This window comes from Methanobrevibacter gottschalkii DSM 11977 (assembly GCF_003814835.1).
GTDB classification, from domain to species: domain Archaea; phylum Methanobacteriota; class Methanobacteria; order Methanobacteriales; family Methanobacteriaceae; genus Methanocatella; species Methanocatella gottschalkii.
The window spans coordinates 557,049-579,201 of sequence record NZ_RKRG01000001.1 but is presented as its reverse complement, the minus strand read 5'-3'; the positions used below and the strand labels follow the sequence as shown (position 1 = coordinate 579,201).

Annotated in this window: 11 protein-coding genes; all 11 read right to left on the bottom strand. The window is 25.9% G+C overall.

All coding sequences use genetic code 11. The features are described 5' to 3' along the window. Window positions 1–404 precede the first annotated feature (404 nt). Window positions 405–641: a hypothetical protein gene (locus EDC42_RS09585; RefSeq protein WP_069574186.1), complete on the bottom strand. Its 237-nt coding sequence runs from the start codon at window positions 639–641 to the stop codon at window positions 405–407. Window positions 642–771: 130 nt separating this feature from the next. Next, window positions 772–1,263 (bottom strand): helix-turn-helix domain-containing protein, encoded by a 492-nt coding sequence (locus EDC42_RS02875; RefSeq protein WP_069574188.1) that lies wholly within the window; start codon window positions 1,261–1,263, stop codon window positions 772–774. Between the two features lie 186 nt (window positions 1,264–1,449). Then, window positions 1,450–6,711 (bottom strand): hypothetical protein, encoded by a 5,262-nt coding sequence (locus tag EDC42_RS02870; RefSeq protein WP_069574194.1) that lies wholly within the window; start codon window positions 6,709–6,711, stop codon window positions 1,450–1,452. Window positions 6,712–6,878: 167 nt separating this feature from the next. Next, complete coding sequence (locus EDC42_RS02865; RefSeq protein WP_069574199.1) at window positions 6,879–12,590, bottom strand: NosD domain-containing protein; 5,712 nt, start codon at window positions 12,588–12,590, stop codon at window positions 6,879–6,881. Window positions 12,591–12,601: 11 nt separating this feature from the next. After that, window positions 12,602–18,826, bottom strand: coding sequence for a hypothetical protein (locus tag EDC42_RS02860; RefSeq protein ID WP_069574204.1), 6,225 nt, complete (start codon window positions 18,824–18,826; stop codon window positions 12,602–12,604). Window positions 18,827–19,705: 879 nt separating this feature from the next. Further along, the gene (gene pfdA / locus EDC42_RS02855; RefSeq protein ID WP_069574210.1) at window positions 19,706–20,140 is read right to left on the bottom strand and encodes a prefoldin subunit alpha; all 435 of its coding nucleotides are present in this window, start codon (window positions 20,138–20,140) and stop codon (window positions 19,706–19,708) included. A gap of 19 nt (window positions 20,141–20,159) precedes the next feature. Continuing rightward, window positions 20,160–20,384, bottom strand: coding sequence for a 50S ribosomal protein L18Ae (rpl18a, locus tag EDC42_RS02850; protein ID WP_069574215.1), 225 nt, complete (start codon window positions 20,382–20,384; stop codon window positions 20,160–20,162). A 24-nt stretch (window positions 20,385–20,408) separates the two neighbouring features. Beyond that, on the bottom strand, window positions 20,409–21,083 hold the full coding sequence (locus EDC42_RS02845) for a translation initiation factor IF-6 (RefSeq protein ID WP_069574222.1): 675 nt from the start codon (window positions 21,081–21,083) through the stop codon (window positions 20,409–20,411). 42 nt (window positions 21,084–21,125) lie between these two features. After that, window positions 21,126–21,371 carry a 50S ribosomal protein L31e gene (locus tag EDC42_RS02840; protein ID WP_069574228.1) on the bottom strand — a complete coding sequence of 82 codons (246 nt, stop codon included), beginning with the start codon at window positions 21,369–21,371 and terminating at the stop codon, window positions 21,126–21,128. A gap of 12 nt (window positions 21,372–21,383) precedes the next feature. After that, entirely contained in the window at window positions 21,384–21,539 is a 156-nt protein-coding gene (locus EDC42_RS02835) for a 50S ribosomal protein L39e (protein WP_004032463.1), read from the bottom strand. A gap of 26 nt (window positions 21,540–21,565) precedes the next feature. Further along, on the bottom strand, window positions 21,566–22,150 hold the full coding sequence (locus EDC42_RS02830) for a DUF7411 family protein (protein WP_069574231.1): 585 nt from the start codon (window positions 22,148–22,150) through the stop codon (window positions 21,566–21,568). Window positions 22,151–22,153: the final 3 nt, after the last annotated feature.

The following is a 22,153-nucleotide window of genomic DNA, read 5'->3' as shown; positions in this document are numbered from 1 at the left end:
GAACTTTTGTTTTCAAAACCGATTTATTATATGTTTTTATAATTAATTCATGTAAAAATTCTTTTGAGATAATGATGTTTTATTTCTCGTTTCGTTTGTCTCCATATTTTTTCTATTGGATTTAAGTGATGGGAGCATGTGGAAGGCATATTAATGTAATATTGAAGCGTAGTGCTATTTTTTTGATGAATTCTGATTTGGGGCACTATAATTATCGAGAATCAAACATATTCTTTGTTCTGTTTACATTTTTGTTATTATATTTTCTTTTATAGTATATTTAAAGTTATTTTTCTTCTTATTTCTCTTTTTTTAATATTATTTATTGATTCCCTATTACAGTCTTTTCCAATTATTCTAGCTATTGTTGATGTTGTATTGTCTTTTATATTTTTCAAATATTTTTATAATTTTTCTCTGAAAACTATGTTATTTTCATTATTTTCCATTAAAATTTTATATATTTCTTCATTTGTTAGTTTAACTTCTTCAATTATTTTATTTAATGATTTTGTGGAATTTTTATTTTTTGTATTAGCACATCTTAATTCTAAAATGACCATTACTATTTCTGGTGCTGTTGAGGAATTTGTAATTGTGATTGTTGAATTTCCATTAATTGCTAAATGATCATGTGGCATTTTATTTTGAATTTGTACGGATTTACAGTTTGTGTGTTTTGTTCTTTTTTCATATAATGATTTTTAAGTGCAAGGCTCCTTTTAAGATGATACTTCATCAAATAAGACTATAATATTGTTTGATGTTACATTATGTTCTTTTAAGTTTTTTTAACTGTTCTTCTGCATCTTCAAGGGATTTTGAAAATTTTGGGCATGCTTTGCTATAATTGTAACCTAATTTTCTTACAATTTTTCCTATTTGTTTTAAACTGTAATTTACATTGAATTTTTCATTAACAAGAATATGTACGTCTTTCATTGACATGTTTGGTGTTTTTTCAATAATTTTATCCAATTCCATCAGTTGATCATAAGTTAATTTTGATGGTCTTCCACCACCAAAAGACGGTTTTAAACCTTCCAATCCTTCAGATTCACAAGTTTTTATCCATCTATGAACAGTTTGATAGGATTTTCCCAATATCTTTGCAGCATCAAGAATTGTATTTCCTTCACTAACTATTTTAACTGCAATTAGCCTTTGATAGTACCTATGATAAGCCACATAAGCACTAATTTCTTCATCCAAAGCAGTTTTTGTCATTTTGTTAAAAACATTAATCTTAGATTTTCCAGACATATTTTATAATTTGTCACCCATTTATAATAAAAGTTTGGTTAGTAAATATAAATATAAATAATAACAAACTTTCATCGAAATGAGATTTCAACTATAAGAAAAATAACTTGAAATAAGCTATAAAATTTTACAAACACAAAAAACCAAGGAAAAATAAAAAAATAGAATAGAGATTATGATGAACCTCTATCTTTTAATTGTTATTTTTACATATTTTGTTATTGAATTAAAGTATTTATTACCTGAATATTTTATTCTAGCCGAATATTTTCCTTTTTTAGTTAATTTTGTAATCTTAAAGGTTGCTTTTCCTTTGGAATTAGTTATTGCTCTATAAGTTTTACCTTTTACTTTAAGATATACTTTAACTTTTTTCATAACTTTATACCTGTTATCTTTTAAAATAATTGAATATTTCTTAGTTTTTGTTTTTAATTTAAAAGTTGCTTTTTTAGCAGTCATTTTAGGAGTTGCTTTTTTAACTATAACTTTAGTAGTTGCAGAGGATTTAATATGATTTCTATCTCCTGCATAGGTTAATGTTGTAATGTATGTTTTAACAGGGAGATTAATTTTTAAACTAGATCGTCCTTTAGAATTAGTAATTTTAGTGTAAACTTTACCATTAATTTTAATAGAAACTTTTTGATTAATCAATGCTTTTCCATTAAAATCTTTTAAAATTAAAGTTAAATATTTACCAGCATTATAAGTTACAGTTAATTTAGGAGAAGTTAATTTAGTAGCTATTTTATTAACAGTAATTATTTTATCAATACTTTGATTAGTAACTGGATTAATAGTATTTACAGCATAATTACCAACATTGAAGTTAATAACAAATGAAGCAATACCATTTTCATCAGTAGTTCTATTAATAATATACTTTCCTACTTTAAATTTGACATTAGTGTTAATTAACGGATTTCCAAATTTATCAGTAAAAATAACAGAGAATTTAGATTTATCATTGTACTTTACAATAATATCGTTTGCAGTAACCGTGTTTTCAAGTATCACATCAATAGTTTTGAAAATAAATTGACCAGTAACTGGATTAACAATTTTAACAAAATATACTCCTAAATCAAAGTCAACAGGCAATATTGCAGTACCATTTTCATTAGTAATTATATTGATAATATTTTCACCAATGATGAATGAAACATTAATACCTTTTAATGAATCGCCCCATTTATTAGTGAATTTAGCCTTAAAGTTAGAAGAAGAGTTTACAATAACTTCAATATCATTTGCGAATACAGTTTCATCAACTGGAACTTTAGGAACAATATTTTTCATCGGAGCACTGATATTAAGAACAACATTACCGTTTTCATCCACATTAAATTTATATCCATTACCGTTTAAATTTAAAACAGGAATGATTTCACCATTTTCATCGGCAACATAAGATATTTTAGCTGGCAAATTACATATATACTCAGTGACATTTTTCCCATCTGTAAGCTTAAATACTGGTTCTTCTCCTTCAGAAATTAAAATAATCCAATTATCTGGAGAAGGTATTTGGAAATTAGATACAGAGTTTGGAATTACGGGTTTTGAATTATTACCCCAATAATTATTGTTAAACAGGAAAGAGTTATTAAATGCATTATTACTTGCAATTTTATTGCCTGATATGAACATTACAGAATTTGAAAAAGATACTATAGAATTTCTAGATTGCATCATAATCATCAAATTAGCAATATTATTAAATGTACATCCATCGAACTTATATATTGGATTTTGAAGCATTCTAGAATATATAATGAATTGATAACCTTCGAATGAAGAATTAACTGCTTCAATATTAGATCCTGAGTAAACATTATGATATGAATAATCAGTAGTTGATTGCCATAAATACACTAATTCAAATTCATTTTTAAATGATGAATTTTTAATTATTGCATTAGTTGAAGCAATACAAGCTGCAGGACATATTTGAGTATCATAATATTCAATAATATCCAATATATTTAATGGATTTTCCCAATTATTAATTAAAACACATGTATTTTCAATAGTAGTATTTTTAGCATTGGAGATAAAATAAAATCCATTTCTAATAATATTAAATACATCTGTAATTTTAGTATTATTTATTATAATGTTCGTTCCTATTATTGGATAACCTCCAACTAAATGTTTATCAATTATTGAATTATTAATTACTAAATTTTCACATTTAATAATGCCCTTTGAAACTCCATTTTTATATAATATGGAATTATCAATGAAAATGTTTCCTTCACCATCAATTATAGCATTACCTCCACGACATTCTGTGATATTTACATTATTTAAATATAATGTTGCTCCCTTATCAACAGTGATTGGTGATGTGGAACCACTTTTAATAATACTATGTATACCTGATGGTGATGTAGAACCAATTGGAAGATCAAATCTATTATCTGGAGTCATATTAATAATAGTCAAATCACTAATAATAATTTTATTAATGCCTATGAGAATTTTTACAAAATAACTGCTATTACCACCATTTATAATTGTTTTACCAATTCCTTTACCAATTATTGTTATATTACTTGCACTTGAAATAGTTAAATTAGTGTTATTCTCACCAGAATATGTTTCTTCTCCAAGATAGATAGTAATATCACGACAATTTTCAAATGCTTTATTAACAGCATATTGAATTGTTTTAAATGGCTTAGTTTTACTACCATCGCCATTTTCATCACTACCTATGTTTGAAACCCAGAAATCAATATGATTTAATACATTATCTAATTTAATATCTAATGTTGCATTATTTATATTATTTTTTACAGAAGGATGAATAATATTTCCATTAACAATAGCTTTTCCATTACTAAAACCATCATATTCTAAAATTGCATTACTATTAACAATTTGAGAAGAACCAATATATAACTCGTTTAAATAAAATTCAAGAATTGCACCTCCAACAATTATTCCATTAACTCCATAAACACTAGCAGTTAAATTATCAGTTAAGGAAGTAACAGTAATATTATCAAAGGTAATTGTTAATTCAATAGGATATGTATATGAGTAATAGGAATTTGAACTTCTTGGAGGCAGATAAATATCAGCACCCATGCTAGCTTTATTATTTTCAAAAGTTACATTGTCAAATGAAATAAGTTCTTCATAAGTAGTGCCCAATGCATGTTGAACAGCATTTAATACAAAAACACCGCCCTTAGTAGCACTGTTATTTATGAATGAACAATTTTTAAATGAACAGGTAATTGTTATACTACCTATGCCCGCATCTGTACCAGCAGAGTTATTAATAAATTTACAATTTACTACAGAGGAATATGGTGAAATTCCAATTCCATATGATCCATCTACGTGATTATTAATATATGTATCATTTATTAAAATCATTTTATTACTAGAATAAGACGAAGCATAGAATATTCCATAATTTTTAGCTTTATTTCCATAATAGTAATTATTAAGACTCATAATGTTGTTATTAGAGTATATTACACCATAATCATATAATGCAGTATTATTAATGAATTTACAATCAAGAATAATTATAGGAGCCCAAGAACTATAAATAATACCAGTAGAATCATAAATATTTTTATTGTTAATAAAATTTGATTTTGTAATATTTCTATTATAATTATAATAAATTGTACCAGTATTGTTTGTATAAGTTAAATTATCAAATAATGTTTGATGTAAAACATAACAATTTCTTGAAGCAATATTACTATCTACAATACAATCTTTAAGATTAAGTAAATTTGAACCAGAAATTAAATTTTTATTTCCAGCACCATTAATGAATTTTAAATTTTTAACTTCAACATCACAAGTATCAACACTCAAAAACCAATTTGAATGTTCCCCATCAATAATAGTTTTATTATATTTTTTTCCGATAATTTGAAGACTACCTTTATTCGTAATTATTAAATTAACATTACTTTCACCATAATAAATTCCTTCATCTAAATATATTATGACATTGAATGATTTTTCAAATCCCGTATCTATTGCATGCTGAATTGTCTTAAATGGGTTTTCTTCACTACCATTATTTGAATCTGAACCTTTAGGAGATACCCAAATATTAACAGGACTACTAGAGATATTAATTTTTATAATAGTTAACACTTCAGTAGTTGATAACCCATCATTATATGTGATAGTTACATTATAAATGCCACTCTCAGGAACAGTAGCAAATGTGAGTTTTTTATTTTTTAAACTTAAATATGGAGTATAATTGTTATTATCACCTATAAGATTAAGTTGAATTCCACTATTAATTAAAACTAAGTTTCCTACATCATCAGTTATATTAATTGGAATATTTACACCATGATTAATTTCATTATTATGAACATTAATCTCATCAGCACCTATACTAATATTTAAATTATCCATTCTACCATTAAGCAATATATTGAATCCAGAAGCACCAGTAGAATTTAAGAATATATTTCTTTCAAATATTACATATTCTTCATATGCCCACAAATATACTGGAGCCATAAAATATTCATTTAAACACTCACAATTAACAAAATTATTATCAGTTAAAACAAGTGTACCTTCATCGGGAGCTTCTAAATAAAGGGTAACTTGATTTTGATTAATACAAGTGATATTATTAAATTTATTATTTTTAATCACTGCTTTAGCATAATTACTAGTAACTGCAATTCCATTATTTTCAGAATTAGTAATATTTACAAAAGTATTATTTTCTAAATAAAGAGTTCCGGGAGATACATCCTCATATAATAAACTAATTATTCCACCATTTGAATTAATAAATTGAGAATTAATAATTTTTAAATCACCACTATTTGAAGATGAAATTGTATCACCATTACTAGTAGAATATGAATCTTTAAAAACACAATTATCAATTGTTAAATTTCCTGCTTCCAAAAGTTCAAAAACAGAACTCCCCCGTCCTCTAAAATTAACAAATGTAATATCTTTAAAAACTAAATTAGGAGTGATTTCCAGTATAGTCATGAATTTATATGTTGATTTACCATCTATAAATGTTTTATCAGTTCCCTCACCAATAAAAGTCACATTACAATTATCAAAATAAGTATTTATTTCATTTGTAAATTGAAAATTAGTATCATTATTTTTTCCAAAAGTTCCTTTACTTAAATATATCGTTGTATTTGTAGACGAATTAACATCACCAATTGCTTTGCTTATTGAAGAATAAGGACTATTAATTGAACCTATGTTTGAATCATCCCCAGTATCGTTTACATAAATATGTTTTATATCATTTGAGGGTGAAACTTCATTAAGTATTCCCATATCTTCATTAGATATTTCATCAATAGAATTATCTGCATTCAAAGTAATTTCAGATGCATCTAAAGCATTAACAGCACTTACAATGAAAAACAATAAGACAAAAGATATCAAAAATAACTTAGAATATTTCATGATATTTAACCTCACCACAATTATTGTATTAAACTAAATTATTAATTTAACACATAATAATGAATATTAATTAATATATATTTAATTTTTTCTAAAGAAAATTTTAATAAAATAAATAATAATAAAAATAAAATTAAATTGAATAAAAAAGAAATATTAAATGAAAATTAAATCTCTTTTTCATTATCGTTGTATTTTCTATAAAATCCAACAACAAAGAAAATCCAAGCTATAATAAGCAATATATTAAATATTGAAAATTTTTGATTATTTTCTTTTTTAACTTCATTAATTATTTCGTATGCATTTGAAAAACTCTCATCAGCCCCCCCTTGAGATGATGAAGCAGAACTAGCTGATGAATCTGCAGCATTTGCATCCATACCTACTGAAAAAAGATTATTAACATTAGAACTATTGATTTTACTAACACTATTCAAATTTTTAACATTGCCTGCAATAGAAGTTCTACTATTTCCAGAATTATCTTTTGAATTGACAGCATTACCTTCACCAGACCCACCATTATTAAAACCATTTGCTGTTCCTGAAGGCCAATTTCCAGTGAATGAGAACCCTTTTGAAGAAGCACCAGAAGATTTAACATTGTTTGTTAATGTTGAACCTGTATGGACCCCCGAACCAGTTGATACACTAGATGGAATATATGAATTTACACCATTATTTTGATTTCCAATACCAGACTCATCATTATTAGAACTTCCACCACTAACATGAGGAACATGCCAATTTACTTTCTCATTCAACCAATTTTTAAATTTACTATTTGCACTATTCCAAACGGAATCATCAGGTCCATCAACAGAGCCCCACCAATTATTACGAGCATCAATATTGGAACTACTATCATACCCATATTTTCCATAAAAAGTATTACCATATGGGGCACTATTATCATAAATATTTGAATTAGTGATTGCAAAATTAGCAACTTGTGTAATAAATGCACCTCCACTAGATAACGCTTTATTTCCAGTAACTGTGACATTAAATAAACTCATCATTTCTTGTAAATGACCATAAGAATTATATGAAGTATATTTAATAGCACCACCATTTTTTGCATTGTTATTAAGTATTTCAGTATTAAATATCCTATAAGTACCAAAAGCCTCAATAGCACCCCCATATTCCCCAGCAGTATTATTATAAAACTTACAACTCTCAATTACTGAATTTTCACATTGAACACATAATGCACCACCAACAGTATTTGCTACATTATGCTCAAATAATGAATTAAAGATTGTTAATTGGCTTAAAGAACCAAAAATAGCTCCACCATTATAGTTAATACTATAATAATAATTATACATCCTATCAGAAATCATACTTAAGTTACCACAACTTGTATCTTTTGCTTCATTATATCTAAATATCGAATTTTCAATCTTCAATTTAGGCACATATCTAAATTGACTATAAACATTTTGATTAACAGCATAATAATTAGGCCCCTGTCTATTTGAATTCAATTCTATTTTAGAGTAGTGACCAATTGCGCCACCAGATTTAGCAATATTCCTCTCAAAAAGACAATTGGATATGATTAATGAAGAATTACTGAAAATTGCTCCACCATATCCCGGCCGCATATCACATAAACTACGATACTCATAACCACCAGAATCTAAAGATTTTCTTTGAATATAACAGTAATCCAATGTTTGAATAGCTAAATTTTCTAAGAAACTACTATTTTCAATGTTAAATTCATGAGATGAATCTGTAAAAATTGCCCCGCCATGAACTGCAGTATTATTAAATATTAATGAATTTTTAATTGTTGATTTTCCAAAATCAGCCAATAGGCCACCCTTATGTGCAAAATTATCAAATAGGGTGGATGAATTTATTAATAAATTACCATAATTAAGAATAGCCCCTCCTAAACCAAGATTTTCACAATCATAACTATATGAAAGAGTTGGAGTTTGTATATTTGTAAATTTAAATGTTGGGTTAGAATTATCATAATAAGAAGAACTATTATAAATAACTGAATTATTGATAATTAAAGAACCAAAATTGAAGAACAAAGATCCACCTTCAACTGAAAATCCATTAAAAATCTTTAATGCATTTATAGTCAAACTACCCTTTTCAGTTATTGTAAATAACTGATTATTTAATGCATCAATATAAACAGCTCCATCATTATTTATTGCGGTTAATGTAATATTTTTATTAACAATTAAATTAGATTCCTTATAATAACCAGGTAATATGTAGATTATAGCTCCACTTAAACTGTTCTCTAATGCTTGATGGATTGTTAAATAAGGATTTGTAAAACTACCATTACCATCTTCAGTTGAATTAATAGATACATATATAGTTACAGGAGTATTATTACAGACCAATTCAAATATTGCATATACTGCATCATTACCTCTCCTATACCCATTAGAAGTAATTAAATAGTTATTTGCAATAGTATTGGATAAAGCGTGTTTTGTATCAAATACAACTGCATATTCTCTACCATTACTAGAACTTGAAATAATTTCATTAAATTCAATTTTATTACATGAAGATGAAGAATCATAATAAATTACAGCACTATTTGATGTACCTCTACATTTAATTTCATTGTTTGAAATATTATCAAAATGAGTTTTAAAAGCATTATACACATTAAAATCGCCAGTAGATGTAACATTAATAATATTTTTTAAAATTTGAGTATTTTCTGACGAATCTGATTTAATTAATACTAAACTATCACCAGTAGCATTAATATAATTGTTATTAACCTTAGTTCCATTAGCTTTTCTAATAAGAATAAAATTAGATTTTTTAGAATCAATTAGAATATAATTATTTGTAAAAATACCTCCTGCACATCCATTAAAAATAATTCCATCTGCATTATTTAATTTAAATTCAAATGAATTATTAAAAATAATATTATTCAAACCATTATTATCCGTAATTTCACTACATTTGAACGAATTATTAAAAATATTAACATTATCTACACCATTTAAATTAATATTTGCATTAATAAAATTAAATCCATAAATTGATGATTTATTAGCATTTTCAGATAAAATTAATGTAGCAGTGAAATTATTAAGATTTTTATATGGTTTTATAATTACCGGAATATTAATATTGGTTATTTTTTTAAAAGTGAAGTTTTTAAATAAAATTATACTATTATCATTAATAATATTACTTTTTAATTTATTTTGAGAATCAAAATAAAAATCATGATTATAATCTGCAATAACATAACTATTAACATTGAAATTTTTAATAATCGATGAAGAATCTTTAATCAATATTGTTGAATTTTCAATATCAAAAATATTTCTTGAAAAACCATTTATTACTGTGGATTTTAAATAAATAGCCACATTATTTCTACCTAATTCATCAAAAACAGGAAAATTAATTGGTTTTTTGCCTGAAATAGAAATTTCATTTCTATTTATATTTAAATTCAAAGAATTATAAGCACCAATACCGCAAATACCATTACTTGATCCAACTAAATAATTGTTTATTATATCAGAAGTGCCAATCATTTGAAGTTTGATTAAATAACTCATTTCTTTAGAATTAATAACAACTAAATTATTGTCAATAGTTATGTTATATACTATTTCATTTGTATTTTCTATTGATATACCATAAGCCGAAGAATCAGATATAATATTGATCTTATTTTCTAATATATTTGTCTCAACAAGTGAATCAGCATAAATTCCTCTTGCAATTCCATTTGTTTTAATCAAAATATTATTATTAAAAATTTTAAAGTTTTTTGAAAGTTTTTTAATTATGGCACCATTAGGATTTGAAATAGAAATTGCTGTAGTGAAATTTGATTTAGAGTTCATGAAAATATTATTATTAGATATGATGCAATTTTCACCACCAATAACGGAAATTGTTGAAATATTCTTTCCCTTATTTGAAAGAATTGTAAAATCATTGTTATTAATTGATACATCATTAACCCCATCTAAAATGATACTATTATTCCCAATATTATAAAAATTTAAATCTTGAATTAATGATCCGCTTGCATTTTCAAAAAATTTAATCGAAACATTATGCAATAAATTGTACATTTTATTACTACTTAAAAATATTTTATCTGTGAAATAAATATTTTTATTAGTTAAAAATGTGAAAAATATAATTTTTTTTGAATTTGGTTTAAATTCATAATTTAAATATCCTGATAAATCAAAATAATCATAAAAGTTTGTATCATTAACAATTATAGTTTCAGTATTTTCAATAATTCCATTGATTGTATTTTCAGAAACCTTGCCAAAATAGTCACTTAAATCACCAGAAGGATTGAAATGAATACCTTCACTATTATTAGTTTCGATTTCATTATACATTACTGTTGAATTTACCACATGTCCTTCAATATAGATTGGCACATCATCACTTAAAATTATATTAGCAATTATAGTATTATTATATATTTTATAACCCGAAGATGAAATTACAATGCCTTTATCCTTTGTAGAGATGTAATTATTACATATTGTTGTATTATGTCCAAGTATACGAATTCCCATATCACCACTGAGATATAATTTATTATTTTCTATTTTACAATTATTAGATGATGCTTTAGGAAAATCGGTTGGAGAAATACCAATTCCAGTACCATACCTTGATAAATGAATTTCATTATTAACAACTGTTACATTGTCACTATGTACTAATATCGCACAACCTAAATTTTCAAATTCTATATAATTATCCGAAATTGTTACACTATGATTATACAATTGTGCATCATTAGCTTGAATATAGATTGCATTATCTTCAGAACTGCCAAAAATTTTATTTTTTTCTATTGTGACATTATTACTACATGTAAGTATAGATATTGGACAATCAATAAAAGTATTATCTTTTATCAAAATATTTTTTGGTTGTGTGAACAACATATCACTAGTTGAAATACCTGATGAACCTTTAATAATTGTATTATTAATGACTTGTGTATCTCCTGAGTAATATCCAAGAGATAAAGTTATAGCCCAAATTCCAGTTCCATAATTTTTTAAATAGTTATTTGCAATATAATTTCCATTACACTCGGCTACACCATCATCATAATCTGCATGTCCCCAAGGGTTAAAGAAAATTAAATTAGATGTAGTGAAAAGTTCATAGCCACAAATTTCAATATAATTATTAGAAATATTATTATAACAAGATCTGCCCATTACAATACAAGACGTAAGACCAGAAATTATAGTGTTATTTAAAATTCTATTATTATTCGAATAACCCATAGGCATGGCATAACAACCCTTTTGATTGCCTATGATAATTGTATTATTATAAATAAGATTATTACTTGAGTTTGTAAGCCATATTCCATGTGCTCTAGAAATTAAAATACCTCCATACTTAATATCCCCAACAGAATCATTATTGATAATTTTTAAACCGGAAATTGTAGATCCATCACTTCCAGGCAATAAATGTATTACCCCATTTGTAATTTGACAGCTAGAATCTATCGGCATTAAATTTACAGGTTTTTCAAATGCAAATAAACATTTTGAAACATTACCTATTTTTACAGTAGTTATTTTAGATGAGACAATATCAGATTTAAATTTACCAGTATAGACATTAAAATATTTATTATAGTTTTGAGGAGTGATTGAAATTTCACTTTCATCTTGTAAAACTTCTTTTGGAGCTTCATCAATTAAATTTATTTCGTTGCCTAAATTTATTTGATTTAAATCATTGTTGATCTTAATAGATGTATTTAATGTTGAATTTTCATTATTAGCACACACTGATGAAATTGATATAAATAAAATCAAAATAATTAATCCAATGATAAATATTTTATTTTTCATTAACTACACCTTCATTTAACAGTTATTTTATTTTTAACACTTAACCCAAAATAAGATGTTTTAAGTGTATATTTTCCTTTTTTAAGAACTATATTTAACTTTGCAATGCCTTTTTTATTTGTTTTAATTTTGTAAGTTATTCCTTTGATTTTAAATTTAATTGTTGCTTTTTTAGCAATCTTACCTTTAGAATTGAATACTTTAACATTATAATTAATTTTTTTACCAGCTTTTACTTTCTTATTTTTTGAAATTATTAATGTTTTGATTGTTATTTTATTTGTTTTAATTTCACCAGTCTTTAAATTATAAGTTTTAATTGTGTATTTTCCTGGTTTTAAATTAATATTTAATGACACAATACCTCTAGAATTTGTGGTTTTAACATACGTTTTTTTATTAATAATAAATTTAACTTTAGAATTTCGAGAAAAATTACCGAAGCGATCTTTAAATGTTACTGAAAATTTAGAAGACCCTTTATAATATTTTACCAAATTTTTAGATATTATTGTGGATTTAATATTAATTTTACGAGTTATTTTTTCTGTTGTTATAGGATTCTTACAAATAACATTATATACCCCTGCATTTAATTTTAATTTCCAACTTGCTGAACCAAAAGTAGATATCGTAGAATATTTAGCTCCACCAATTGTTATTACTACTTCTGTATTTTCTAATGGTTTACAATTATAATCTAATAAAAATAGTGAAAATACTGTATTTTCATTATAATAAACATCTAAGTTTTCCCCCATAATTGTTGGTAAGACTGTGATGTTATTTACAACACTTGTAAATTCATCAGGATATTCGCCTTTAAAAGTTGCATTAATGATATATTTTCCTGGATTTAACCATACTTCAAAACAAACAAAACCATCAGCATTTGTAACATCCTGATATGTCTGATTATTTACATAGAAATTAATTGTTTTATTGGACAAAGGTTCATTGTTTGTATCATATAATGCAACATAATAATGTGTACCATTGTTATATGCTTTAACAACATCTTTTGAGTAAAAATTAAATAAATCTCCATAAATTGAAATATAATTGTGAATTGATGAACTGGTTAAATTATCGCAACCATGAAATTTAGTTAATACTTCATAAGAACCTGGAGAAAATGGTATTTTTAAATATGCTATCCCATTTTCGTCTGTATTTGTAAAATAAGAATTATTTTTAATTATAAATTCGATTATTTGATTTTTAATAAATTCACCATCAACAGTAGATAAAACAACTGAATAGTAATCATCTCCACCATTATGAATTTCAATATCATTTCCAAATAATATTGTCTCTGTGTAATTTTCTAAAACTTTAATGTAGAGATTATTAGTAGTGAAACTAGGTAAATTTACACTATTTCCATTATAATAAGCATTAACAAAATAGTTACCAAATTTTAAATTAAACTTAAATGTAGCAACACCATTTACATCTGTATATCCTTTATATGTTTTTATATTAATATCATCTGAATTAATAATTTTTAAAACAATTTCAGAAGATGAAATTGGATTATCCAATAAATCAGATAATAAAACAGTATAATTTATTGTTTGATCTTCACGAGTATAAACATCATTACCTACAAGTGTTGTTGTTTTTTTCGAGTCATTAACAACTAAAATAGTTACATTACCTTTTGAAGATATGTAATTTTTATTATTAAATGAATATGTAACATTATGTGTGCCCAAATCTAAATTAAGAAGTAATTTAGCAATTCCTTTTTGATTAGTAGTTATATTATACTCATTATCATCTATCTTAATAATTACTGGGAGGTTAGCAATTGGATCTCCATTTTTATTTACAAGTTTAACTTCTAAATTTTTTGAATCGCCTTTCTTTAAAATCATGTTTGATGCTATTAAGCTTGTAGGCATTTTATAAACAAATATAGTACTTGAATTTTGAGCAAATAAACCATAATATTCATTTTTATAATTATAAGTAATATTATAAGTTCCAGGTTCCAAAGCTATTTGAATTCTAGCTTCACCAAAGACATTGCTTTCAAGAGTATATGAGTTAGACCAATCTTCAGAGTTGATTAAAACATTTACAAGTTTTCCTTCTAATGAATATGCATTTGTATCATTAAACTTTATTAAATAATATTTATCTTCACCGTAATATTGTACTAAATTAGAACCATTAATATAAACTGGATTAATAGGCACATTAGAATTTATTTCAATAGTCACAGCACTAACTGAAGAACCATACCAAATATTACCTCCATAATTAATTAACGCAAAATAAACTCCTTCAGGAGCATCTAATTTGAAATTTGCTTGACCACTAGCATCACTTACAGCCTCATAAACTTTATGAATATCTTTGTTAATTAATTCAAGAGATAGATTTTCACCGCTTACTTTAGTTCCATACATATCTTTTAAAATAACAGTGAAAACACCATTTTTAGGTAGGGATTGATAAGAATTGTGATTCATTGTTACAAAAATTGGTTCAACATATAAAATTGCAGAAGCAAATGAAGAACCATAGACTTTATCACCTGCATACACCGCTTCTAAATCATATTTTCCTGGAAGTAGATTAATATTTATTGATGCAATTCCTTTCTTGGTTATAAGACTAAATTTACTAGATTCATTTTCTTTTGATATTTTAAAGGTAATCATTTCATTAGAAATTAAATTTCCATACATATCTTTAAATGTGAACTCATAATCATTTCCTTTTCCATATAATGTTGTGTTTGGAAGTATGATATTAGTTTCAATAGGTCTTATTGTAACAAATGATATACAAGTGCTCTTTTCATACCATTCATTTCCCAGATAATCCCATTTCATTTTATAATTTCCCACATCTAAAGATAATAACACGTCTGCTCTTCCACCAACACCTGTTTTAACATCAACTGTGTTAACTAAATTATCATTTAAATCAAATATTCTTAAAATTAAATCCCTATTTAACAAATATCTTCCATGATAATCGACCAATATTGCATAAAATTTATTATTTTTACCTGAATATGTTTGGTTATAAGATTGAAGTTTAGTTTTAATAGAAGATACATTTATAGTAGCTGAAGAGTTACATTCTTCAAAATAACCATTTCCTAAATATACAACATTAACCTGATAAATACCGATTGCGTAATCTACACTAAATGATGCATCCCCACTTTTATCTGTGGTGACAATAAATGAATCAATAATTGAATTTTTGTGAGTAATTATAACATTTAAATCCTGATTTGAAATTTTATGTCCATTAATATTTATCAAAGACAAATTATACAATACATCTTTCCCATATATTACAACATTACTCATTAATATTTGAGTAGTGTTATTATAAACAGTCAAACTTGTAATTTGATTATCGACTTGAGCAAATACATTAAAATCGCTAGAAGTTAATCTAATTAAAAAAGTTGAAGCTTTATTATTAACCAAAAAAGTATTAGATGGAGTTAATTCTCCACCTTCAGTTGAAAAAATAACAGCCCTAGATGGTAAAACATGATTTAAAGGATAACTGTTTCCATTATTGTCTAATAAATTATCCAGATATGCAATAACCCTATCATTCTTATAATCCATAGTCAATATAACCCAATCATCCAATACCAATGTTCCGATGAAAACAAAAACCCTAGATGAATCTGGCTTTTGATTTGACCCCCACCAGTTGCTAGAACAATTTAAATCCCCATTATAAACAAATACATCATTACCTCCAAATGCTGCAGAATTATTTATAAATATTGAATAATGTATCTCTTTTGAACCAGATAATGCACCTCCAAATGCTGCAGAATTATTTATAAAGGTTGAATAATAAACTTCATCGCCATGAATGACCATGTCTTCATAATTTTTAGAGATGAAAGAATTATTATTAAAATTAGAATTAATAATTATTTTTGCATAAATTAGAGCTTTTGGATAATTTACATTGTAATGTATGTTAGTTTCCTCATAACGAATCCTTTTATTGCTTACAAATGTACAATTATTTATTATATTACTAAAAACTAAATTCCCAATGTTATTACAAAACGTGCAGTTTTCAATTATTGAAAATCCTGTCATGTAATTATATGAATATGTTGAAACCATAGGAGCATAAACATAATTATACTGATAATTTCTTAAAAATGTTGAATTATAAATATATGACCTTGCAGCTATTTGTTCATATCTAGGATTTAGTTTAATTAAACCACCTTTATATCCATCAACAGTACAATTTACAACAGACAAGTTAGAACAAACTGGGATTAAAAATGAATAATATGAATCATAAAAGGATGCTTCACTTCCATTGAAAAATTTAGAATTATAAATTGAAACCTTAGTAGAATTACCCACTACAACAGGACCTTCAACATTTAGAAGAGTTAAGTTATTAACAGTCACATGTTCAGATTTATCTGAAAAAACAACCCCATAAGTTGTAATGTTATAAAAGTTAGAATTCTTAAGATTTACATCACCATCAATTACATGAATTATTGGATCATAGTAGTTGTGATATCCAGAAGTAGCTTGTGTAAATGTGAGATTTTCGATATTCAACACACCTTTTTCTTGAACAATAAAAATATTTCGAGCATTTGATCTTGATAATGTTGCATTTCCAATACCAATAAATGTTAAATTTTTTAATATTTTAATATTGGCATTCCAACTTAAAGTATAATATCCCGGCAATATATAAATTTTATTTCCACTAATGGCTTTTGAAACAACTTTTTTAAGTGTTTTATATGGATTCTCTAAAGATCCATCACAAAAATAATCATTACCTTCAGTATCTGAAATATATAAATCATAATCAGAATTACCCTCACCAACAACAATTCTTAAAACTTGATTATCAACCATCGCATAAAGCATAGTATTAATGTTATTTCCATTTAATTCAGAGTAAAAAGTAGCATTTTCCAAATAACCTGAAGTTTTTGTTAAATTACCAGTTTCTGTTCTTAATTTAACTAAACGAGTTCTTAATTTAGAGGGATTATTTAAATTCCATACATCTAAGCCATTTGTATATTTACTTAAATCTATTTTAACTAAAGAATCATCATAATCCGCCATCATTACTACCCAATAATTTGAAGTGATTTTTGAAAACTCACCATTCATTACATTAGGTCCTTTATTATCCCCCCACCAATTATAATTAACATTTACATTAGAAACGACAGCAGTAATAATATTAGATAAAATACATGAATATGAAATTGTTGCATTAGAAGATAAAAATAAAATAGAAGTTAAAAAATATGATGAAATAGCTGTTAAATTAGAATAACCAATTTTTAAAGAAAAATAAAATAAATCATTATATTTTGAGAGTGTTACATTATCCCAAATTAAATTTGAATATTCAATTGTATGAGTTGTATCATCAACATCAAAATAACAATTAATATAAGTATTATTAAAAATTAACATGTCACAATCATTAGCTGTTATTAAATGAACATTTGAATTATTAAAGTAAGCATAAGAAGTTTGATTTGAATAATCCTTATTTGAAACAAATCGCTCTATAAATGAATTTGTTAGAGTCATGTTTTTATTATTATACGATGCGCCAATAGATGAATTATAAATATCACAACACCATATATTGTAAATAAATTGAATAGGAATGTTATATTTATATGGAGCTGAAAATAACTGAGAATTAGACAAATTACTTGTTTTGACATTGCTGATGCATAAATAATTTTCATTAGTAATTACTCCAACGCTTGTTTTAAAATTATCAAATGTGGAATTTGTAATAAACAATCGTCCTTGATTTATAATACAAGAAGGAGTTTCATTGTCTAAATCACAATATCCATTTTTAAATTTAATATTGTTTAAAAATAATGATGCATTAGAGTTAATTTTAAAAATACTTTGTGAAATAAATCCATTTAATCCATCAATAGTAACATCACCAATACCATTAATAGAAATTGATTTATTTACAATATCATAACCTGTAGAATTATATGTTCCGCTTTTTAAATAAATATTTGAATTGTTTGAGACTTTCCCAATTGTGTAGTTAAGAGTTTGATAGGGATTATCAATAGACCCGTCTCCACAAAAATCACTACCCTCATTACTTATGTAAATATCTGAACTATTAGTAGTATTACTTGCAAATGTTATATTAATTGATAATGCAAAAATCAATATTAATAGAAATATCAATATTTTTTTCAATTTATAACCACCCAAACACTAATGAATATATATCTATTTTAATTACTATTTAAATAAAATGGAAAAAAATTAAATTATACTAAATTAAATATAAATTGATTAAAAATAAATATTCATTTGAATTTTTTAGTTCTCTGATATTTGTTGTATGGTGGTTTTTGAGTGAAATCCTTGTGTATGATAAGATCTCCTAAAAATACATTTTATATTACTGTTTTTGGTACTTTCAAAAACTTTAGGTGGTTTTTAGGAAAATGTGTTTTTTATCCTAATATTTTAGCTTTGGGTTAAATATTTTTAAAATTCATTTTTTGTTTTGAATAATTGTTTAATGTATTTTTAGAAATTTTTTAAGAATCAATTTCGATTTTATTAAACATTAATACTATTTTTGAGTCAGTGATGTAATATATAAGTTTTTTGAATTCAGGAATTATCAATTTATTTTTTCTCTTGATTATGTAGTGATTGGTTTAAAAAGTTGTATATGTTGTTTATTGTCTCTGAATCAACTAATTTGGTTACTATAGTATTTAATTTTAAGTCGAATAAAACCAAAAGGCAGATCCAATTTTCCATTCTTTAACCCAAAGACTATCAAATATAATAATCATGAAAAATGTCCAACTTTTCATGGCTTTTTATTTCATTAATACTGACATTAAAAATGATGTTTCCTATACTTTGATGTGAAATTTCAGTGCCCATGTTCTCTTTTAATGATTTACGAATTTTATGAAGCTTTCTAAATAGATCAACACCCAATAAAAAAATTTCATCAAAAAATCTTAAGTTTCTAGTAATGTAAAATAAAAGTTAAATTAAAAAAACAAGCAATTAAAATTTGTTAAATATAAATAAAAAAAATAAGTGGAAAAATTATCCCATTTGGGTCATTTTTCCTTGAGCCGCTGCTGCAATTTGTTCAGCTTGAGCCTGAAGACTGCCTACAATGTCTGTGCATTGCTGCAAGTTAGCTAACATTTTGTCTAAGCTATCAGTTAAGTCTTTTTTTTGCCCGTTTAAAATTTCACGAGCGCCATCAGCATCTTTTTTAACAGCAAGTCCTGCTCCAATACTTACAATAATTTCATCAGTACTTTTAAGTTCTCCTTTAACGAATGAACCAGCACCAACAGGTACAAAAGCTTCGACAGATTCTTTACCTTCGATATCATCCAAAGCAGAGAATAATGCATCCACTTCAGCCATAGAAGTTCTGATTAATTCAATTTGTTGTTGAATTAAATCAGCTTGTTGTCTGTATACATTAATTTCGTTAAGAAGACTGTTTAGTTTTTGCTGATCTTCCATATTAACACCTTCAAAGTGTCTATAAAATGTCTTTTACAATAGGGTCAACAACATCTTCAGGAGCAATTTCTACGATTTCTGAAATAGAAATTTGGTTCCTGTTAATTCTGTGTTTACTTCCGAAACGTTCGTATATTTTTTCTTCGATATCCGCTTCACAAGTAGCTTTGAATTCTTTAGTAAATTTATGATATTCATCACCCATTACAAAAGTACCTTTAACTCTGTAAATTTTTGTTATCATATAAAATCCCTCAAGATATATTAATTAAAAATCATCATCTAAAAAGCCTAATGCTTCTTCAACTCTAGCCATTTCAGGACCAGTACTATCTTTAGCAACAATTGCTCCTTTTGAATTAGCAATGGAACAAGCACCCACTAAAGAAATACCTTTTCCAACAGTACCAATATCCCCTTCTACACCAAATACTTCTTGAGCAAAACTAATTTCAGATTTAACAGCATTAGAACTTATTAAAAATCCTTTATTTGTAACTTGAATCATGGATCCAATAATGTCACTTCCAACCATAGAAGTGGATTCAACATTTACATCCAAAGTTTCTTCGATAATGTTAATTGCTTTTTCAGATAAAAATGGACTTGCAAGAGCTCCCTTATCATTTGCTGCAATGATATTGCCTAATGCAGTATATTGACCGGGAACAGTAGCTACATTAATACCTAAATCTTCAAACTGTTTAATTTCCCTATCTAAAACATGTGGTGAAACAACCATTCCGTTTGAATTAGCTACAGCTAAAGATCCGATAAGACTACATCCAGAAATTGAGGATTTAACAACATCAACATCCAATGTTTCCTTAATAATATCGGCTTTTTCATCTAAAAGATTATAAGGAACAATAGCATACTCATCAGTTGCCAGAATAAATACACCAATATTTGGATTTCCAACGATATCTACTCTTTTTAACATATTGTTACCTCACGTTACTCAATAGTATGGTAGTGAACAAAGCTATTCTGCTAAAGTAGCTGTTACAACACCATCATCATCTTTAACTGCTTTTACAGTAATTTTAGAAGGTATTTTTTGGATACCTCTTTTCCAAATAGCATGATTGATAGATTCATCAATTTTGACTTCTTCAGCTTTCATGTGTTTAGTTAAGAAATTTTTAACTTCTCTAATAGCTCTAGGAGCTCTGATAGTTCTTTTAATTTCTTTAACATTTCTAAGTGGAATTGTGTAAACTCTTTCCATAATAACCCCTCATTATAATTTAAGACTGTTTCTTCTCCAATGTCTAGGTTTTGGTCTGTATCTAAGTTTACGGTTAGTTTTAGCATAAGCCCAGATTGGAATTCTCCTATTTTGTTTGTTTGCTTTTGCCATTCTTAATTTTTTAGCTAATGGTTTATTTCTACTCATTTTCTCACCTGTAATACATATAATAATTATTTTTTATATCCTATAACACGAGTTTGATAATGTTCTGGGAATATATCTAATGAGTTTCCTCCTTTCTCATCAATCAAAGTCCTTATTTCAACTTCAAAATCGGAACTGTTGTCCTTATTTGATCTTTCGTGTGAAATTTCAAACAGACTTGAAGTTATTAGTTTAACAGACTTGTGTCCGAAACTGTCAAGGTTAATATATTGAACATTTTTCCTGTCTTCAAGACTTTTGATTTGATTGATATTCAATTTTGGAGTCCTATCATCTCTTCTTGTCCCATCTGCAATAATATCAAAATCATCTGCAAGCTTTTCAACAGTTCTAGCATGAATAAACTTGATTCCATCATTCGGAAATCCGTCATTCATAATCATGTCACAAGTATCATCCAAAATGCCATAATCCATTTTCAGGACATTGTGCTTGAAACCTAACGCTTCGGCAGATTTGCTTGCTGGAATGTATGAATCGTAAACACCAAAGTTTGCAGTGCATAGTTCTACGTCAAGACCTAATCTTTTAAGCATTACTGCTACAAAAGACGAATCCTTTCCACCACTATATAATACACCAGCTTTCATCAA